The sequence below is a fragment of the Sphingobium lactosutens genome, assembly GCF_013393185.1.
GTDB classification, from domain to species: domain Bacteria; phylum Pseudomonadota; class Alphaproteobacteria; order Sphingomonadales; family Sphingomonadaceae; genus Sphingobium; species Sphingobium lactosutens_A.
This window is the reverse complement of sequence record NZ_QJQX01000082.1, coordinates 94,969-112,550: the sequence shown is the minus strand read 5'-3', so window position 1 is coordinate 112,550 and position 17,582 is coordinate 94,969. Positions and strand designations below refer to the sequence as shown.

At 59.9% G+C, this 17,582-nt stretch carries 20 protein-coding genes and 1 pseudogene; 13 read left to right on the top strand and 8 right to left on the bottom strand.

Features of this window, described 5'->3' with window-relative positions:
* Window positions 1–84 precede the first annotated feature (84 nt).
* From tnpA to DM806_RS24345, 4 genes are all read left to right on the top strand, one after another.
* Window positions 85–432, top strand: coding sequence for an IS66-like element accessory protein TnpA (gene tnpA, locus DM806_RS24360; protein ID WP_062788688.1), 348 nt, complete (start codon window positions 85–87; stop codon window positions 430–432).
* Window positions 429–770, top strand: a complete 342-nt coding sequence (gene tnpB, locus DM806_RS24355) for an IS66 family insertion sequence element accessory protein TnpB (RefSeq protein WP_019052498.1) — start codon at window positions 429–431, stop codon at window positions 768–770. Before tnpA ends, tnpB begins: the two co-directional genes overlap by 4 nt.
* A gap of 71 nt (window positions 771–841) precedes the next feature.
* Window positions 842–2,506 carry an IS66 family transposase gene (gene tnpC, locus DM806_RS24350; protein WP_179041790.1) on the top strand — a complete coding sequence of 555 codons (1,665 nt, stop codon included), beginning with the start codon at window positions 842–844 and terminating at the stop codon, window positions 2,504–2,506.
* Between the two features lie 17 nt (window positions 2,507–2,523).
* The gene (locus DM806_RS24345; RefSeq protein WP_019052496.1) at window positions 2,524–2,769 is read left to right on the top strand and encodes a hypothetical protein; all 246 of its coding nucleotides are present in this window, start codon (window positions 2,524–2,526) and stop codon (window positions 2,767–2,769) included.
* Between the two features lie 40 nt (window positions 2,770–2,809).
* On the opposite strand, the gene DM806_RS24340 is transcribed toward DM806_RS24345, so the two are convergent.
* On the bottom strand, window positions 2,810–3,049 hold the full coding sequence (locus DM806_RS24340; RefSeq protein ID WP_179045728.1) for a hypothetical protein: 240 nt from the start codon (window positions 3,047–3,049) through the stop codon (window positions 2,810–2,812).
* A 117-nt stretch (window positions 3,050–3,166) separates the two neighbouring features.
* On the opposite strand from DM806_RS24340, the gene DM806_RS27470 reads away from it, so the two are divergent.
* The 4 genes and pseudogenes from DM806_RS27470 (at window position 3,167) to DM806_RS24325 (ending at window position 4,740) form a co-directional block, all read left to right on the top strand.
* Entirely contained in the window at window positions 3,167–3,661 is a 495-nt protein-coding gene (locus tag DM806_RS27470; RefSeq protein ID WP_256869472.1) for a zinc ribbon domain-containing protein, read from the top strand.
* 104 nt (window positions 3,662–3,765) lie between these two features.
* The gene (locus tag DM806_RS27465; RefSeq protein ID WP_256869471.1) at window positions 3,766–4,260 is read left to right on the top strand and encodes a hypothetical protein; all 495 of its coding nucleotides are present in this window, start codon (window positions 3,766–3,768) and stop codon (window positions 4,258–4,260) included.
* Between the two features lie 7 nt (window positions 4,261–4,267).
* Window positions 4,268–4,416 (top strand): annotated as a pseudogene (locus DM806_RS24330) (IS630 family transposase); the annotation flags it as partial.
* Window positions 4,417–4,740 (top strand): fibronectin type III-like domain-contianing protein, encoded by a 324-nt coding sequence (locus DM806_RS24325; protein ID WP_179045727.1) that lies wholly within the window; start codon window positions 4,417–4,419, stop codon window positions 4,738–4,740. It abuts the pseudogene before it with no gap.
* On the opposite strand, the gene DM806_RS24320 is transcribed toward DM806_RS24325, so the two are convergent.
* From DM806_RS24320 to DM806_RS24310, 3 genes are all read right to left on the bottom strand, one after another.
* A complete protein-coding gene (locus DM806_RS24320) occupies window positions 4,721–4,879 on the bottom strand; it encodes a hypothetical protein (RefSeq protein ID WP_179045726.1) in 159 nt (52 codons plus the stop codon). The genes DM806_RS24325 and DM806_RS24320 overlap by 20 nt on opposite strands.
* 1 nt (window position 4,880) lies before the next feature.
* Window positions 4,881–5,267: a C-glycoside deglycosidase beta subunit domain-containing protein gene (locus DM806_RS24315; RefSeq protein ID WP_179045725.1), complete on the bottom strand. Its 387-nt coding sequence runs from the start codon at window positions 5,265–5,267 to the stop codon at window positions 4,881–4,883.
* An 82-nt stretch (window positions 5,268–5,349) separates the two neighbouring features.
* The gene (locus tag DM806_RS24310) at window positions 5,350–6,363 is read right to left on the bottom strand and encodes a sugar phosphate isomerase/epimerase family protein (protein ID WP_256869470.1); all 1,014 of its coding nucleotides are present in this window, start codon (window positions 6,361–6,363) and stop codon (window positions 5,350–5,352) included.
* Window positions 6,364–7,079: 716 nt separating this feature from the next.
* Between DM806_RS24310 and DM806_RS24305 the strand changes: the two genes are divergently transcribed.
* Window positions 7,080–7,847 carry a hydroxypyruvate isomerase family protein gene (locus tag DM806_RS24305; RefSeq protein ID WP_179045724.1) on the top strand — a complete coding sequence of 256 codons (768 nt, stop codon included), beginning with the start codon at window positions 7,080–7,082 and terminating at the stop codon, window positions 7,845–7,847.
* 93 nt (window positions 7,848–7,940) lie between these two features.
* Window positions 7,941–9,326 carry an MFS transporter gene (locus tag DM806_RS24300; RefSeq protein WP_179045723.1) on the top strand — a complete coding sequence of 462 codons (1,386 nt, stop codon included), beginning with the start codon at window positions 7,941–7,943 and terminating at the stop codon, window positions 9,324–9,326.
* 59 nt (window positions 9,327–9,385) lie between these two features.
* Here DM806_RS24300 and DM806_RS24295 read toward each other — a convergent pair whose 3' ends face one another.
* The 4 genes from DM806_RS24295 to DM806_RS24280 form a co-directional block, all read right to left on the bottom strand.
* The gene (locus DM806_RS24295; protein WP_179045722.1) at window positions 9,386–10,216 is read right to left on the bottom strand and encodes a nuclear transport factor 2 family protein; all 831 of its coding nucleotides are present in this window, start codon (window positions 10,214–10,216) and stop codon (window positions 9,386–9,388) included.
* Window positions 10,213–11,895, bottom strand: a complete 1,683-nt coding sequence (locus tag DM806_RS24290; protein WP_179045721.1) for a GMC oxidoreductase — start codon at window positions 11,893–11,895, stop codon at window positions 10,213–10,215. Before DM806_RS24290 ends, DM806_RS24295 begins: the two co-directional genes overlap by 4 nt.
* Entirely contained in the window at window positions 11,892–12,533 is a 642-nt protein-coding gene (locus tag DM806_RS24285; protein ID WP_179045720.1) for a gluconate 2-dehydrogenase subunit 3 family protein, read from the bottom strand. The genes DM806_RS24290 and DM806_RS24285 overlap by 4 nt, the downstream gene beginning before the upstream one ends.
* A 93-nt stretch (window positions 12,534–12,626) precedes the next feature.
* Window positions 12,627–14,141 (bottom strand): MFS transporter, encoded by a 1,515-nt coding sequence (locus tag DM806_RS24280; protein ID WP_179045719.1) that lies wholly within the window; start codon window positions 14,139–14,141, stop codon window positions 12,627–12,629.
* A 572-nt stretch (window positions 14,142–14,713) separates the two neighbouring features.
* Between DM806_RS24280 and DM806_RS24275 the strand changes: the two genes are divergently transcribed.
* From DM806_RS24275 to DM806_RS24265, 3 genes are all read left to right on the top strand, one after another.
* Window positions 14,714–16,081 (top strand): MFS transporter, encoded by a 1,368-nt coding sequence (locus tag DM806_RS24275; protein ID WP_179045739.1) that lies wholly within the window; start codon window positions 14,714–14,716, stop codon window positions 16,079–16,081.
* A 100-nt stretch (window positions 16,082–16,181) separates the two neighbouring features.
* A complete protein-coding gene (locus DM806_RS24270; RefSeq protein ID WP_256869475.1) occupies window positions 16,182–16,628 on the top strand; it encodes a DoxX family protein in 447 nt (148 codons plus the stop codon).
* Window positions 16,628–17,578: a ThuA domain-containing protein gene (locus DM806_RS24265; RefSeq protein ID WP_179045717.1), complete on the top strand. Its 951-nt coding sequence runs from the start codon at window positions 16,628–16,630 to the stop codon at window positions 17,576–17,578. The genes DM806_RS24270 and DM806_RS24265 overlap by 1 nt, the downstream gene beginning before the upstream one ends.
* The last annotated feature ends 4 nt before the right edge of the window (window positions 17,579–17,582 follow it).

The following is a 17,582-nucleotide window of genomic DNA, read 5'->3' as shown; positions in this document are numbered from 1 at the left end:
GTATGCATCCGGCGAGACGCGCCTTGTCGTGAGGTAGGGGCCTGCTCTTAAGAACGCTCTCGAGAGCACGCTTAGGAGCAGTGGATGCGGCAGATCACGGTGATGACCGGGCCGGAACGGCGGCGGCGCTGGAGCGACGAGGAACGGCTCCAGATTTTGGCAGAAGCCTTTGCGCCTGGGGCCAGCGTTTTGGCTGTGGCGCGTCGGCACGATATTTCCACGGCGCGCATTTACACGTGGCGCAACAAGCTGCGGCAGCCGCCCGCCCTGACGGAGTTCGCCGAGGCGGTGGTTGACGATGGCGAACAGCAGAATGCGCACCAGGCCGCAATGCCGGTGATCATCGTGGATCTGGGTGGCAAAGGGCGCGTGAGCATATCTGCGTCGGCACCAGCTGCCTTGGTGTCGGCAGCGCTCAAGGCCCTGCGATGATCCCAGCTGGCGCGCGGGTGTGGATTGCGATGGGCCACACAGATATGCGGCGCGGCATGCAGAGCTTGGCAGCAATGGTGCAGCAGAGCTTCTCGCGAGACCCATTTGCCGGCGATCTTTGGGTCTTTCGCGGGCGCAGCGGGGCGCTTGTGAAGATAATCTGGCACGACGGCCTCGGGATGTCGTTATATTCGAAGCGATTGGAACGAGGGAAGTTCATTTGGCCCGCCGCGAAGGACGGCGTGGTGTCGCTGACGAGCTCACAGCTGGCCTGCCTGCTCGACGGAGTGGACTGGCGGAACCCGCAATATAGCTGGCGCCCACAGAGCGCAGGATAGGCGCAGATTTTCTCGGCGGAGGCTGCATTTTCCGCTTCATCCGGGAGGTTTTCTATGATTCCATCCAAGTTGTGGACGCCGCCGTTTCGCCCCTGCCTGACGATATCGAAGCGCTCAAGGCGTTGGTACGGCTCAGTGCGCAGCGCGCCGATGAAGCCGAACAGCGGGCCACGAGCGCTGAAGCCGAACTGGCCAATGCCCGTGCCCGGGAGAGCGCCACCGAGGCGTTGATCTCGCACTACAAGTTGCAGATCGCCAAGCTCAGGCGCGAGCAGTACGGCCCCAGCGCCGAACGCACCCGCCGGCTTCTTGCGCAGATGGAGTTTGAGCTCGAAGATTTGGAGGCCGACGCCGCCGAAGATGATCTGGCCGCCGAGGCCGCCGCGACAAAGGCGACGAACGTCACCGCCTTTGAGCGCAAGAGGCCAGTTAAAAAACCGTTCCCCGTCCATTTGCCCCGCGACCGCGTCGTCGTTCCGGCGCCCTGTTCCTGTCCGGCCTGTGGCGGCATGCGCCTGTCGAAGCTGGGCGAGGATGTAACCGAGACGCTGGAGGTAATCCCGCGTGCCTGGAAGGTCATCCAGACCGTACGCGAGAAATTCTCCTGCCGTGACTGCGAGAAGATCACGCAGCCGCCCGCGCCATTCCATGTCGTGCCGCGTGGCTGGGCAGGGCCAAGCTTCCTCGCCATGCTGCTGTTCGAGAAGTATGGGCAGCACCAGCCGCTCAACCGCCAGGCGGAGCGCTTCGCTCGCGAAGGCGTGCCGCTGAGCGTCTCCACGCTTGCCGATCAGGTTGGTGCGGCGTCCTTCGCCTTGATGCCCATCTTTCGGCTGATCGAGGCCCATGTCTTTGCCGCCGAGCGCGTGCATGGCGACGATACCACCGTGCCGGTCATGGCCAAGGGCAAGACCGATACCGGTAGATTATGGGATTATGTCCGGGATGACCGCCCGTTCGGCGGCGCCGATCCGCCGGCGGTGGTTTTCTATTATTCGCGCGACCGGCGCGGGGAACATCCCCAGGCGCACCTCGCGTCCTGGTCCGGGATTCTGCAGGCTGATGCCTATGCGGGCTATTTTGAGCTGTACGCTCCCAACCGCCAGCCTGGTCTCATCCTGGAGGCAGGATGCTTTGCTCACGCGCGCAGGAAGTTCTTCGAACTTGCTGACGTCGAGGGCGCTGCGCGCAAGAAGAGCCGCGGCGAGCGGACTGGCCCGATCTATCCGATTGCGCTGGAGGCGGTGCAGAAGCTGGACGCCCTGTTCGACGTTGAGCGCGGTATCAACGGCAAGACACCAGCGGAGCGGCTTGCCGCCCGTCAGGAGTTGAGCGCGCCACTGATCGCCGAACTGCACGACTGGTTGAACGCCCAACTCGCCAAGCTGTCGCGTAACCATGATCTCGCCAAGGCTATCAACTATATGCTTCGGCGCTGGGACTCCTTCACCCGCTTCCTCGTCGATGGCAGGGTATGCCTCACGAACAACGCAGCGGAACGGGCGCTACGCTGTGTGCCACTCGGGCGGAAAGCATGGCTATTTTGCGGCTCCGATCGCGGCGGTCAGCGCGCCGCCATCATGTTTTCACTCATTCAAAGCTGTCGCCTCAACGACCTCGATCCCCAGGCTTGGCTCGCCGACGTCCTTGCCCGCATCGCCGGTCATCCGGCTAATCGGCTTGGCGATCTGCTCCCATGGAATTGGAAACCAACAGCGTTGAAGCTGGAGCCGTGATCTCATAGCATCACGGCATGGAATTTGACCCGCAACCCGAACTGATTGAATCCTCTCTCTGCCGGTCCATCGAACAGGCGGGCGTACGGCTGACCATCAACATCGTGCGGCTCGCCACCGAACGTGGCTGGTCCCTCGAGGTCGTCAACGAGCACGGCACCTCGACGGTCTGGGACAATCTATTCCCCACCGACCGCGATGCCGATGCTGCATTCCGCGATGTGCTCGCTCAAGAAGGCGTCGAGGCCTTCCTCGGCAAGTAAGATGCCAAATCCCCCAGCAAACCGTCAGTAGCCGCGGTCCTCACCGGATGCGTACGCCAGTCGCAGCGCCTTCCAGTTCGACCTTCACGGAAATGCTATAGCTCCGGTCGCCAGCGACATTGGTGAGAGGGGCGGTGTCTTCGGCGCCGCGGCCACGCGCTTGCAACCGCAGGCCGCCATCCCGGAATTCGACTCGCTCTGCCTCACCCCCGCCGGGCGCGTGAAAAGTCCAGCGCGACCCCAGGGAGGAACCGGACCGGAAATCATCCGACCGTTTCATGCAGTGCGGCCCCAAACGCCCGCCCCGGGGTTTGGCGAGGGGGCGACCAAGATCGCCACCCTGTGGCGAAGGCCAGCCATTATAGACTGGGGAAATTTTGAGAGGAACCAGCGGCAGATGGCCATGAACCGCTCTCGGCACACAGGTGTTCCAGACGGCGGCGCAGCCCTGCTTGGCGACCTGTTCTCCTGCGGACTTTGCGGACGGCGGATGTTCACGACCTATACCAACGACGGACGCAAGGCCCGCTATGTCTGCCACCAACTCGCCACCAGCTATGGGGAGGTGCTCTGCCAGTCGATTAGTGCCTGGCCAGTCGACAGGCTGACCTACAGGCTGATCCTTGAAGCCCTTTTGCCCGCTGCGATCGAAGTGAGCCTGCAGGCTGCCGAGGATATTGAGCTGGAGCGCCGACAACTCCATGGCCAATGGAAAATGCGGCTTGAACGTGCCGGATATGAAACCGCACTCGCGCGTCGCCGGTACGAGGCGATAGATCCCGATAACCGCCTGGTCGCCCGGACGCTGGAACGGAACTGGGAAGCGGCACTCGCGGCCGAGCAGTTGCTGGCAGACGAACAGCGGCGCGCTTTGGCGCAAGAGCCCGCCTGACCCCAGACGAATGCGATGTCATATGGCGGCTGGCACAAGATATCCCTGCGTTGTGGAGCAGCGCATCCACGACAGCGCGCGATCGCCAAACCATTGCGCGTACGATGCTCGTACGCGTCGAGGTCGTTGTCGTGGGTGAAATCGAGCGTGCCGGACTCGTTGGCCATTGGGTGGGTGGCACTGTGGCGAAACATGCGTTCTCCCGACCGGTCCGGCGGTTCAAGCAACTGGAGCACTTCGACAAGCTACTTGCCCGGATCATCGACCTAAGAAGCCACGGAGCTACCGCGCAGATTATCGCCGATGCGCTTAATACCGAGGGCTGGACGCCGCCCAAGAAGGATAGCTTCAACGCTCCCATGATTAACAGCCTGCTCCAGCGGCGTGGGCTTGGCACGAAACGCCCTATCTGGTCGAATAATATCCCCCGGCGACACAAGAGCGAGATGACCCTACAGGAATATGCTGATCGAACAGGGGCGCACTGTCTCCGCCGCGGCCGAATCAGAGGACGGTTGGCCAGTGGCGGAACCCAGCGCATCTGGCTCATCGATCTCCAAAACAGCTCAATAGGAATCTACACTGGAGAGTCATCATGAACACACGATCGAGAAGGCGTTCTTCAGGCTGAAAGCAATGCTGCCCAAAGCAGGCGAGCGAACCGTCAGCGGGGCCTGATCGGAAAGCTCGTCGATATCTTCCAGCCCGACGAATGCGCCAATTACTTCAAATCGCGCGGATATGAACCGGAATGAGTGGAAACCGCCCTAGACGACAGAATCGCCGTCAGCACGATAGTGCGCAACCAGAGGGCTCGCGCAGTGGATGTGGTCGCGCAATTCTACTTCCGCGACGTGACGGCCAGTATCGCCCAACCGATACGCAGGCTTGCGCGCTTTCAGAAATTCACACTCGCGCCGGGTGAGAGCAAGCGCGTCACCTTTGCCATCACGGCAAAGGATCTGGGCTTCGTCGGTCAGGACCTGCGCGCCAATAGTGAACCTGCGCTATTCTTCGCGTGGATTTCGCCGTCATCGACATCCGGCGAGAGCGTGGAATTCACTCTGCTCGGCGCTTGATTGGCAGCCGCTTATACGTGCTTAACCATGATATGGCAGGGAGCGCCGAAATACGGCGCTCCCAAACCAGCTTTTCAATCGCGCACCCCACGCCGCGCAGCACCGGCACGACAATCAGCAGTCCGCTTTCGATCCCCATATTACAGGGCGATCCTCTTCTTGTCGTGGTTGAACGAGGGAAATGGCAGATAGGAGATCCGCAGCTTCTGGCTGAGGGCCAGTTCATGAGAACCGCCCGGAAAACCACCCGGCAACGACACAAATATCGTAGCAGCGGCGCCGAAGGGCCAGCGCCGGTCGTAGGCGGTCTCCATCTCGTCCAGCGTCAGCGGACCCTTGCCCTCATCGAAACGCACTGCCTCACGCGGGAGCGCTTCGCCGTCTATAGAGACGACCAGTTCCTCGATCATCGACAGGCCAAGACCTCGATAATAGCCAAGTTTGGAGAGGAAGGAAAAGCCGGTCAGCGCATCCAGTGGACCGATATTCTGCACGGAATCGGCATCGATCAGATATTTGTCGAACATTAGTCATCATCCTTCGAGAAAAGCGAAATCGGCGACCAAACTCTGAGCGCTCGTGCTGAACGCATCAGAATATTTAGTCATGTCAGGCGTCGGCGGCTCCGAATGTCTGCTCGGCTTCTGTAATCAGCCTATCGAACATGACATGCTGGCGGCGAACCTGTTCGCGGCTATCGACTTCGCTGACGTCCTGAATCCACCGATTGCCTTCATATTCGCTGGATAGCGTGCCTTCCCAGCCGCACTTCACCAATTCCGGAATCACTTCGTCATAGGCGATCGCGGGATCTTTATAGTCTTCGGTCATCTCGTAGAATTTGGCCTGGATGTGCCGGAAATAGCGCGCATAGTCCCCGATCCGCTTGGGATTGGCGTAGGGAGCGTGTCGCAGGCTTTCCGCCATCGCGATCTCGGCCTTGTTGCCGCCCATTTTCACAGCAACTTCATAGATCGTATATTCGCACATGATCTTGGCTTCGTGCTGATCGACGATGAACTGCGTGATTTCGGGACGCGCGCCCTGCCGCTCGAACCGCGCGCGGAACACAGGCGGATAATGTTTCATGAAAATGCCCATGTCGGGCAGGATGCCCAGATGCCGGGTGTTCAGCCGATCGGCCTCGTCGATCGTGCGCAGGATCCACGCATGTTCCAGATGCCACGGCGCATGGACCTCGACCCCCATGTGGACGTCCAGCTCTTCGGCATAGGGTACGCATTTACCCAGAATATCCGGGCGCACAAAGACAAGAATACGCATATTCTTGATGCCGAGACGGTTGCACAGACGAAGATCGCGCACGATCGACGCGACCTGCTCATCGTCCGTCATCGGACGGTCCTTGCTAACCTTCGTGTCCAGGAACATGTCGTAGGCCGACAGATGGCAACCATGACGGGCGACCATGTCCTTCCAGCTTTCTACTTCCGCGTCGCTGATGTCCGGGAAGTTCGGCATGTTCTGCTCCGGCAGTATCTCGATGCCCTTGGCCCCGATCGACGAAGCGAAGGCGACACAATCCTCCACATTCATCTGACCCAGAAACATTTCTTCCTGGAAGCTGTAAAGGCTGACGCCCGGTTTGATCTTTGTCGTCATAAGAATTCCCCGATTGCATACGGCGCCGGCAGGATCATATCTATCGGGAAGCAGCCGCCCGGCTTTCATCCTCCCGTCATCATGTCGCGTTGCATGGGCAAGATGGCCAGCCCCTCTCCCCGTGCAATCCTCATTCGCCTCGATCTGTACGGAGTGAGGCCCGAGGCTTTTGACTTGATACAGCCGTTACGACAAAATTCGAACCAACTGTCAATCCGTCGCAGCGTTCTGATGCCGGGAAGATCACCTTCTGCGGCGACCGGAAAATCCTGTGATTTCGACAACAGCAGCCGCAATTCACACGACAGAGATTTTCATAAATAAATATTTATTTCAGTTACTTAACTTTCTACCCATGCAAAAATATGCCTTCGCAATCTGTAAAACGGGGTCGAAAATATGTTATGATTTGACAGGGGGATCGCGCATTTTTATAATGATAATTATAATTCTTTTACACTTGGCAGATGGCGATTATGTCGGGATAAGGAGTGTTGGGCCAAATCCGTTTTGTCCGACACAATAAGACAAACGGGCAATACCCGGATTAGGACTCGCCAGACCCAGCTTTGCGACAGCGGCATTGTTCTGGAATTACGCGGGCGAGCCGCAGGAGAGAATGACCTGGAGATGGTTTCGGCTAGGCCGGCGGAACCGCTTCTCCTTCTTGGACCGGACCCAGTTCCTGCGATCAGGGGCGCCTTGAGGAGAAGATTATGTTTCCGTCCGCCTGTATCGAATGGCTGTTCAAGGATGACGCCCCCGATTTCGCAGACCGCATCCGCGCCGCCAAGGCAGCCGGTCTTGAAGCAGTCGAGTTTCATCTATGGGATGACAAACCGATCGAAGACATCCGGGTTGCGCTGGAAGAAACTGGCGTGACATTGACCAGCTTTTGCGTAGGTCCACGCCGCAGTCTGGTCGATCCCGCGCAGCATGAGGAATTTCTTGCAGCCGTGAAGGCCACGCTGGAAACCGCCAAGCTGCTCGGTCGCCCGCCTCTGGTCATCGCGTCCGGCTTCACCCGGGAGGGCGTCAGCCTGGAGGAACAACGGGCCGAAGCGGTCAAGGCTCTGCGTCAGGCCGCCACGCTGGCGGAGGAAGCCGGGGTCGTGCTGGTTCTCGAACCGCTCAACACCATCGTGTCGCACCCCGGCATGTTCCTGTCGAGCACCACGCTGGCGCTCGACATCATCGAGGAAGTCGGCAGTCCCAATCTTCGCCTGCTCTATGACGTGTTCCATTCCAACGTGATGGACGAAGATATGGAGGCGGTGCTGAAAGGCCGCATCCATCTGGTCCAGCATGTCCAGTTCGCCGACAATCCGGGCCGCAATGAGCCGGGCACCGGCACCATCGACTGGTCACAGACCGTCTCGAAACTGCGCGCGCTCGGCTATGACGGCGCCATTGGCCTCGAATATCAGCCAACCATGCCAACGATCGAGTCTATCGCCAAGGTGCGCGCCGCAACAGGCCTCTAAACCCGAACGAATGAGAGGGCCGGCGGCAGACCGGCCCTCAACCTTATAAGGCCCACATAAACGGGCCAGCACATTGATGGTGAGGAACATGCGATGACGAGTGCCATAGCAAGTCATGCCATTCAGGACGGATCGACCATGATTTCGGCCCACGGCGACGATCTGCGCCCGTGGGAAAAGATCAGCTATGGGTTGGGCGATTTCGCTTGCGGCCTCAGCTGGAACGCGGTCGGCGCTTTCCTGCTTTATTTCTACACCAACGTCGCTCTGCTACCCGCTGCGGCGGTGGGGACATTGTTCCTGCTGTCCCGCCTGTTTGACGCAGGGATCGATCTGGGCGTGGGCCTGCTGGTCGACAGGACACGGACGCGCTGGGGCCGCACCCGCCCCTATTTCCTGTTCACCGCAATCCCCTTCTCCATATTGCTGGTGCTAACCTTCACCACCATCGACGCGTCGGCGGGAGCGAAGCTCGCCTATGCCTATATCACCTTCTCGCTGCTGGGCATTCTCTACAGCTTTCTGGCGGTGCCCTTTTCGGCGCTGATGCCGATGATGACCACCCATCATGGCAACCGGATGCAGTTGGGCAGTGCGCGCGCAATCGGCACGTCCATTTCGGTGATCCTGGCGACCGCCGCCACCATGCCGCTGGTCGGTCTGCTGGGCGGAGGCAGTGAACGACTCGGCTTCGCGCTGGTCGCTATAATCTTTGCGGGACTGACGCTCGCCGCGCTCCTCAACCTCTTCTTCAGCTGCAAAGAACGGCATCATGACGAATCGCCCCGCGGCGGCGCTATCTGGCCGCAGGTGCGCGCCATGCTGCGCAACCGCGCATGGCTCGTCACGTTTCTTTTCTGCACGCTCAATTTCCTGCGCTTCGGCTGCGTGATCTCGGTCACGGCCTTCTTCGCGATCGAAGTGATGCGTGCCCCGTGGATGATCGGCATCCTGCTGCCTGCCGTGTCGGGCACGCTGTTGTTGAGCGCCTTCATCGCGCCGCTCCTGTTCAAGCGGACGGGCATCCGCAAGGGCTGCATGGCCGCGCTGGCGCTCGCTATCGTCCTGCATCTCGTCCTGCCCTGGATCGAAGCACAGCATATGCTGTTCCTGACGGCATTTCTGATCGCGGCGATCCTGGTCAGCCTGACGATGACGGCCATTTTCACCATGGCGGCCGACGCGGTGGATTATCATGAATGGATATTCGGCACACGCAACGAAGGTCTGCTATCGTCCGGCATCAGCCTGTCGACCAAGATCGGCATGGCGGTGGGTACGGCCATCATCGCCTATGTCCTCGCCATTGCAGGCTATGAACCCAAGGCGGTGACGGAGGGAGCGCGCGCTGCCATCCGCTGGGCCTATTATGGTTGGCCGATCGCCATCATGATCGTCCAGATCGTCATCATCGCCTTCTGGCCGATGGACGGCCTGCATGACCGTATCCGCCGGGACATCGCCAACAGAACAACATGATATGAGAAAAGGGCCGCTGCGTCAGCAACGGCCCTTTCTTCCTTCCCGCATCTCACGTTTCAGAACATGGGATGCGCGTTACGCGCGTTTTCCGGCACAGGCTGGAACATGTCCCAATGTTCGACGATCATCCCCTTATCGAAGCGAAAAATCTCCACCACTGCAGCACCACGGTCATCCGCCGACAATTTGCCGCGATAATGGACTGCCGCAAAATTACCATCGACCAGAATATGCTGTACGGTGAAGCTCGCGCCCGGTGCGGATCGTAGACCTTTTATCGCCGATACCGCGCTGTCCCGCCCCTGCCCCATCCGGCTGTTATGCTGGATCAGGTTCGGTGCGACAAACTGGGTATAGGCCCCTTCGACATCGCCCTTGCCGAACAGGCGATCGATGAACTTCGTGAATGCGCGCCGATTGCCGGTCGTATCTTCCTTATCGTCCACAGCCACGGGCGCCATCGCCAGCGGGTCGGTGCCTGCCGCGATCGGTTGTAGCACGTCCCAATGCTCGACAACCTTGCCGTCTTTTAGCCTGTAGAGGTCCGCGACAGCAGCGCCCGGCGTATCGGGATTGCCCTGTCCGAACAGATGGACCAGCGCGAGATCGCCGTCGATCAGCAGATGCTTCACTTCGAACCGCGAGCCGGGCCGCGCGAACATGGGGCCAAGCGCTTCGACGGCGGCCTTCGTTCCATCGGGCAGGCCTGGATTATGTTGAATATAATCCGGCCCGACATGCGCAGCAAAAGCGCCCGCGACGTCGCGCTTCATATAGAAGCGATCGACGAAGTCGGCGACGATCGCCCGGTTGTCCACCGCCTTGGCCATTACGACAGGCGCGATGGCGATCAACGCCACGCTCATGAAGCCTGCGACCCGTTTCACAGCGCGCCCTCCTTCATCAGCGACACGGCATGATCGCACGCCCGCGCGGTCAGCGCCATGTAGGTGAGCGACGGATTCTGACAGGCGGACGAACTCATCTGCGCGCCATCGGTGACGAAGAGGTTGGCAATATCATGCGCCTGGCTCCAGCGATTGAGCACCGACGTCGCGGGATCATGTCCCATGCGCGCGCCACCCATTTCGTGGATCGCCGACCCGCCGACCCCCGGCTCATCGAACCCCATGATGACATGGCCGCCAGCAGCCTCCATCATCTTGGCCGCTTCCGCCTTCGCATCCGCCAGCGCGCGCCGCTCATTGTCGCCATGTTCGAAATGGATGTTGAGCATCGGCAGACCCTGCGGGTCGAGCTTCACCGGATCGAGCGTCAGGCGATTTGTGACCCTCGGCAGGCTTTCGGCGAAACCGACGAACACCATGCGCCAACCGCCAACCTTGCGGTTCTGTTCCTTATAGGCCTTACCGATGCCGGCCGATCGCTTCGCTGCGGTCCAGCCGCTTTGCAGCGCGCCACCCTGAAAGCTGTAGCCGCGCGTGAAATCGCCATCCTTTTTGTCCAGGTTGCGATAGCGCGGAATGACGACTCCGGTCGGACGATTGCCGAACGTCGTGCGATCCTCAAACCCCGGTATGAGCGCCATCGTAGACAAGGTGGAGGCGTGATCCATCACATGGGTGCCCAGCACTCCACTGCTGTTGGCAAGGCCATTGGGGAAGGCCTCCGATCGCGATCTCAGCAGGATATGCACACTGTTGAAGGCGCTGGCGTTCAGGAAGATGATCCGGGCGCCATAGCGGCTGCGCTCGCCAGTCTTCACATTGACGACGCGAACGCCGGTCGCCTTTTTCGTGGCGGGATCATAATCGACCGCCTCCACCAGCGAGTCCGTCACCACTGTCAGCCGACCCGTCGCCTGCGCGGCGGGCAGGGTCGAACTCTGCGTGCTGAAATAGGCGCCGTAGGAACAGCCGCGCGCGCAGATGGAACGATACTGGCAGGGCGCTCGCCCTTCCTTGGGTGCTGTCAGATTGGCGGTCCGCCCGACCGTAAGGCAACGATCCGGCCAACGCTGGGCAATCGCCTTGCGCACATGCTGTTCCACGACATTGAGCGCCATGGGCGGCTGGAACTTCCCGTCCGGCAGTGAGGCCAGACCTTCCGCCGCGCCCGACACGCCGATAAATTCCTCGACATAATCATACCATGGCGCGAGATCGGCATAGCGGATCGGCCAGTCCGTGCCGTAGCCATCGGCCTTGTTCGCGCCGAAATCATAGTCCGACCAGCGATAGCTTTGCCGCCCCCAGGTCAGCGAGCGACCGCCCAGCTGATAGCTGCGCCACCAGTTGAACTTGGTCCCATCCGCCACGGCATAGGGATTATCCTTGTCGTTGACGAAGTGGTTCTGGGTAAATTCGGTGAAATGCCGGTTCAGGCGCTGCACCGGATATTCATCGGCATAGAGCTTCGCATCGCCCTCGCCGCGAAATTCCATTTCCCAGGGGGCCTTGGTCTCCGTCACATAGTCGGTGCCATGCTCGATCATGCGTCCCCGCTCGATCATCAACACCTTAAGGCCTTTTTCCGTGAGTTCCTTCGCGGCCCACCCGCCGGTGATGCCGGAACCCACCACGATCGCGTCAAAATCCATGCTCATCCGAAATCCACCGCTGTCCAATCGCTCGACCAGGACCGGTTGTTAACCGGCAGGGGCAAGTCGGGATCATAACGTCCCGGCACCAATTCATATTGCAGTTCGCGGCTGGCCCCGACTTCCGACGTATAATAGCCGGTGAGGATCAAGCCCTTGATCTTCTTCCAGGGATGATCCTTCTGCTCCGGGGCGAAGGCTTCCGCGTCATAAGATTCCAAAGCGATATGCTGGCGTTCGGGGCTGAGGGTGAGAAAGGGCGCGTCCGCATGCCTGTTCAGCCCCTTCTTCACTTCTTCCAGCAACGGCAACCCGCCGCGATCCCCGCCCATTTTCACCTTGCCCGAATCTTCCGACGCGGTGTCTTCCAGCCCATGCAGCAGCGCCAGTTCCACAAAGGCAGGCACGCCCACAGCGACAGCACCGGGCGTGCCGGTCGCAGGAACCACTAGGTCCGACAACCGCGCGAGCAGGAGCTTTTCCGAATCGGTCGCGCCGGCACCATCGCGGCCTTCCCGTTCGCGATTCCAGGCGTAGAGCGGAATACCGGCCAGCGCGCTCAGCACCACTGCGCCGCCCAGAACCTGCCGCCTATCCGCCCCTTTCACAGCCGGGCGGGGTTCTGTCGCTTTATCCGTCGACATCAACCAATCCTCTCACTTCAAGATGCGCTCTTATTAATACGAACCAATATTATATTTCTATCACAATCAGGGCGACAGTCGCAAGCTGGAGAGTCATGCCTCGACGGCAACGGCTGCCCCTCTTATGCGCAGGTTCCGGGGAATAGCGAAGGCGATCAGCCCTACCGCCAACAGGACTGTTCCAATGACCGCGGACGCCATACTAAACGCCCACACCGCCCTCTCGCCACCCATGTCCGCTTCGGGTTGAATGGCGAAGAACAAAGTACCGATCGCAGCCGCGCCGATCGCCGCGCCGAGTTGCTGGGTCGCTTTGAGCAGACCGGACGCAGAACCGGCATAGCCGACATCGACTTCCGACAAGGTGCAGGGTGGCAGTGGCCCGCCCACCAGCCCCATGCCAAGCCCCATCGCCAGCAACGGCGGCGCCAGCAACCAGGGCTGAGACACAACAAGGCTTTCCTGATTGAGCAACAGAACCAGCAGAAACAGGCCCGTTCCCATCAGCAAAGCGCCCCAGCTGATGATGACCGGACCATAGCGCGGCAAGGCCTTGCGAGACAGCATCCCGATAGCGAAGGACGCGCCAAAGGCGTAAGGAATATGCGCCACGCCTACTTCCGCCGGGGTGAAGCCAAGCCCCCGTTGCAGCGCCAGCGCCAGGGTAAAGAGCAGGCCGCCGGTAGCCAGCTGGAAAATCAGGGTGGTGGCAAGGCCGAAGCTGAAGGCACGGGCGTGGAACAGTTCGGGCACGATCAGCGCCGATCCGTCACGCCGCATCCGCGCCCGGCTATACCGCATGAGCGCAAGACCAATCGGTACGCCGAGCGCCATCAGCGCGAAGCCCCAGATCGGCCAGCCATAATCCCTGCCCTGAATCAGCGGAAATATCAGCGAGAACAACAGCAGCATCACCAGAAGCGTACCGACCATGTCCAGCTTTGCCCGCCGTTCTGATCGGCCGGCAGGAAGCACCTTGAAAGCCATGACGATGGCGAGGATACCGATCGGCAGATTGATCAGGAAAATCGGACGCCATCCAAGGCCGAACAGGTCGGCGCTGATCAGCAGCCCCCCGATCACCGGACCCAGAACAGCCGCTAAACCGCCCAATATGCCGAACAGGCCCAGCGCCGCCATGCGTTCGTGCGGCGCATACATGATCTGGGTCAGCGACATGACCTGTGGCAGCATGATGGCCGCTGCTCCGCCTTGAAACAGGCGCGCAGCCACAAGTTGGCCTGGAGTCTGCGCCAAGCCGCAAAACAGCGATGTGATCGTGAAGCCTGCCACGCCGATCAGGAAAGCGCGCTTATAGCCATAGATGTCGCCCAGCCGCCCGCCAGTAATCAGCAACAGCGAAAAGATGGTGGAATAGCCCGCGACCATCCACTGCACTTCGGTGTCACTCGCCCCAAACTGCGCCTGCAACGTTGGAACGGCGACATTGATAATCGTCATGTCGACAAGATCGAGGACCATCGCAACCGCGACTATGGCAAGGGCTACGCTGCGCTTTTCGGAGCTTAAGAGCGCAGCCGACTTCATCGCGCTGGCCGAACCACGCCCTTCAAGATTTCGGCCCTCACCCTGTCCACTATTATCCATATTTTCACCCCCGGCGCGCTTGTTTCCTGTGACCACTACGAGCGATTTCATGCCGCGCCAGACTCACGCACATGGCAACCCGAACCGTTAAGGACGCCTCGAAAAAAATTCGCCACCGGCTGGCAAAGCGGCCTTACACGATGATCGTGCTGGATCACCCCGGACATGATGCTTCGACGGCAGAAAGTGCGCACCAGTCCCGACATTCCCTCCGCGCGCAGCCACAAAGCCACACATGATTATTAAAATGATTATTCGATTATAGGCCTGATCTGATCGGATCGTCAATATGCACACAGCCTCTGAGCCTCTTCGCGCTATATCCGCCCTGCCCTTATCGCAGAGGAAGCAATTTTCGCCGGCGTGCGGCATGCCTGTTTCGCATCATTGACCACCGTTCGATAATATGCAGAATGAATATTATAATAATAATTGTTATTTGCTCAGGAGAGATGCAGGTGGCGTCAGATATAAGGGCGAGCAGCGAGCCTTCGCTTGCGGGAGTTCGCGCTATCGATCCGGTGGAGCCACGCCTCAGTTGGCTGGTTCGGTTGTCCTGGATGGTGTGCGCCATGCCGGAACTTCTCAAATCCTTCGCTTGGGACACGTTCGTCCTCTTCTTTTATGCGCAGGTGGTAGGTTTGCATGGCGGGCTGATCGGAATGGCCATCGCCATCATTATCGCGTTCGACACCATCGTCGACCCTTGGATCGGCGCGTTGTCGGATCGCCTGCAGAGCGCCCGCTTCGGACGCAGACACAGCCTGATGTTCGCCGCGATCCTGCCCTATATGGTCGGTATAGCATTGGTCTTCTCTCCGCCGCAGGGCATGTCTCAGATGATGATCCTGAGCTGGCTGCTTGGCTTCGGCCTACTGGCGCGATGCGGCATATCTTTCTGGACCGTCCCTTCCTACGCCATGGGCGGGGAGCTTTCCCGCGATGCAGATGAGCGACGGCTGATCGCCGTCCTGCGCAATGTCGGCAATCAGCTGGTGATACTCGTCGTCCCGATCGTCGCGTTCGGCCTATTCTTCGTGCAGAGCGGCGCCTTTCCCAAGCCTCAGCTGGACCCCGCCCCTTATCCCCTGTTCGGCCTCTTTGTGTCCTTCCTGGGCGGTGCGCTGATGCTGGTGGGAGGGATCGGCACATATCGTCGCGCCCGGATTATCGAGCGGACGAATGCGCCGGAAATGGTCGTGGCGGCGGACAATCGCGGAGCATCCTTGTTCGGCGCATTCCTGCACGCAATCCGCATCACGCCCAATATAGGCCGACTGTTGCTGGTGGCCTTCCTCGTCCTGTTCACCAGTTCGCTGGTGAACCAGATGTCGTTGCACCTTGCGACCTATTTCTGGGAACTAGACGCCACATGGACGCCCCGGCTGCTGATCGCCGGGATATTGGGGTCGCTGCTGGCGATGGCGTTGGCGCCCGCATTTACCCGCGCCATTGGCAGCAGAAGGGCGATGATGGCGGGATTGTGCGGCTATTTCCTCGTGCAGGCCTGCGCCATCATATTGCCTTTAGCAGGGCTGTCTCCGGCTGCAGGAACGGCCGCAATCGGCGCATTCATCTTCTGCTGCCGCTTCGCGGGCGGCATTTGCTACGCACTGTACGTCGTCCCGTTCAACATTGTAACTTATGATATCGGCGACGAGCATGAGGCCAATACGGGTCGACCGGCGCAGGGCATCGTCGCCAGTTTCATGTTCATCGGCCTGCAGGTGGGCGGCGGTGTCGTCGCATTGCTGGCCGGATCGTTTCTCGGCCTGATCGACTTCCCGACCCAGCTACCCGTCGACCAGATGCCTGGGGACAAGGTCGCCGCGCTGGCCTGGTTCGTGCTGTCGCTGATTGTCGTAGCGGGCGGCGCGATGGCATGGCTCGTCGGCACGTTTCGGATCGACCACGGGAAGCGTCCGGCCATCGTCGGATAGCGACATTGCTCATTTTGGAAGGTGCAAGCCATGGACAAGACAACACCCACCGCAGTGGAAGGGATGTGCGCAATCACCGTTATTCGCAGCGCCCTTGGCCATGATTGAACGGCGATCATTCACGGGCGCTGTGCGCCGGGCGGCCATAGCGCTGTTGTCCATCGCCTTGGCCGTCTTCTTCGGATTCGTCGGTTATATGAAGGCCTTTGCGCCGCTGGCCGAACTCACCAAACATCATGCATGGACTGTGCATCTGCCCGAAGCATTGGGCCGCGCCATAGGGTGGACCGAAATCGCCTGTGCCCTTTTGCTGATCGTCGGCATCGTCCGCCCGCGCTGGGGACGGTTCAGCGCACTCCTGCTTCTGGTCAACCAGCTTTTGGCGGCAGCCGTTCATTTCAGTCAGGGAGAAATGGCGGCGCTGCCGCAAAATGGCGTCATCATCGCCCTGTGCCTGATCATTTATCGCCTTCACATGCATAAAAGCATGGATGGCCAAATTCCTTCCGCCAAAGATTGGCGGCGCGACAATTTGGGAGAGAGATAATGAAACGCAAGATTATTCTTACCGGCCTGATGGCGCTGGCTGTGACGGGGCTTCCCCTGGCCGCTCAGGTTATCGTGAAGGTCAATTATCGCCCGCCCGAAACTGTCCAGCGTGTCGCCATCCCTGTCGATCCCGCGGAAATTCGCATCAAGTTGCTCATCATCAGCGGCCAGAACAGTTATGAGCATGACTGGACGGGCGTAAACAACATGCTGCGCACGATGATGCAGGACACAGGCCGTTTCGATGTCAGGGTTACGGAGGATTTCGACCATGGCAATCTGGCGACGCTGAAAGACTATGATGCCGTCCTAATCAACTATTCCAGTCGCTGGAATTATTCCGACGCCAGCGAGCATCGATGGTCGAAAGAAGCGGAACAGGCACTGTTCGATTACGTGAAACAGGGCGGTGGTTTGGTCGCCTATCACTCATCCTTCACCTTCGGCGCCAACTGGCCGGAATACCAGCGCCTGGTCGGGGGCGTCATGGACCGTTCCAGCCGACGGTCGCCACCGGGCGCTTTCCCGGTTCATATCGTGGATAGGAACCATCCGATCACGTCCGGGATGCGGGAATATGTGTGGACCTATAATGACGACATGTACACCAACATGCGGATGCACCCGGACGCCAAAATCCATGTCCTGGCGACGGCGCATGATAGTTCGGCCAGTTACAACCCGAAGCTCACCGGTCCCAAATATCCGATCGCTGCCTACACCCCCGAAAAATTGAAGACGATGAAGGGCATGGACGCCGACCATCCGCAGGTTTGGACTGCGGATTACGGCGCGGGCCGGGTCTTTTCGATGACTCTCGGTCATGATGAAATGTCGCTTCACTTCGCGGGATTGCAGGCGCTGATTTTGCGCGGGGCGGAATGGGCGGCGACCGGGAACGTGACACTGCCAGTTCCGACCGACGCCAAGGATTATCCAACCGAATAGTACG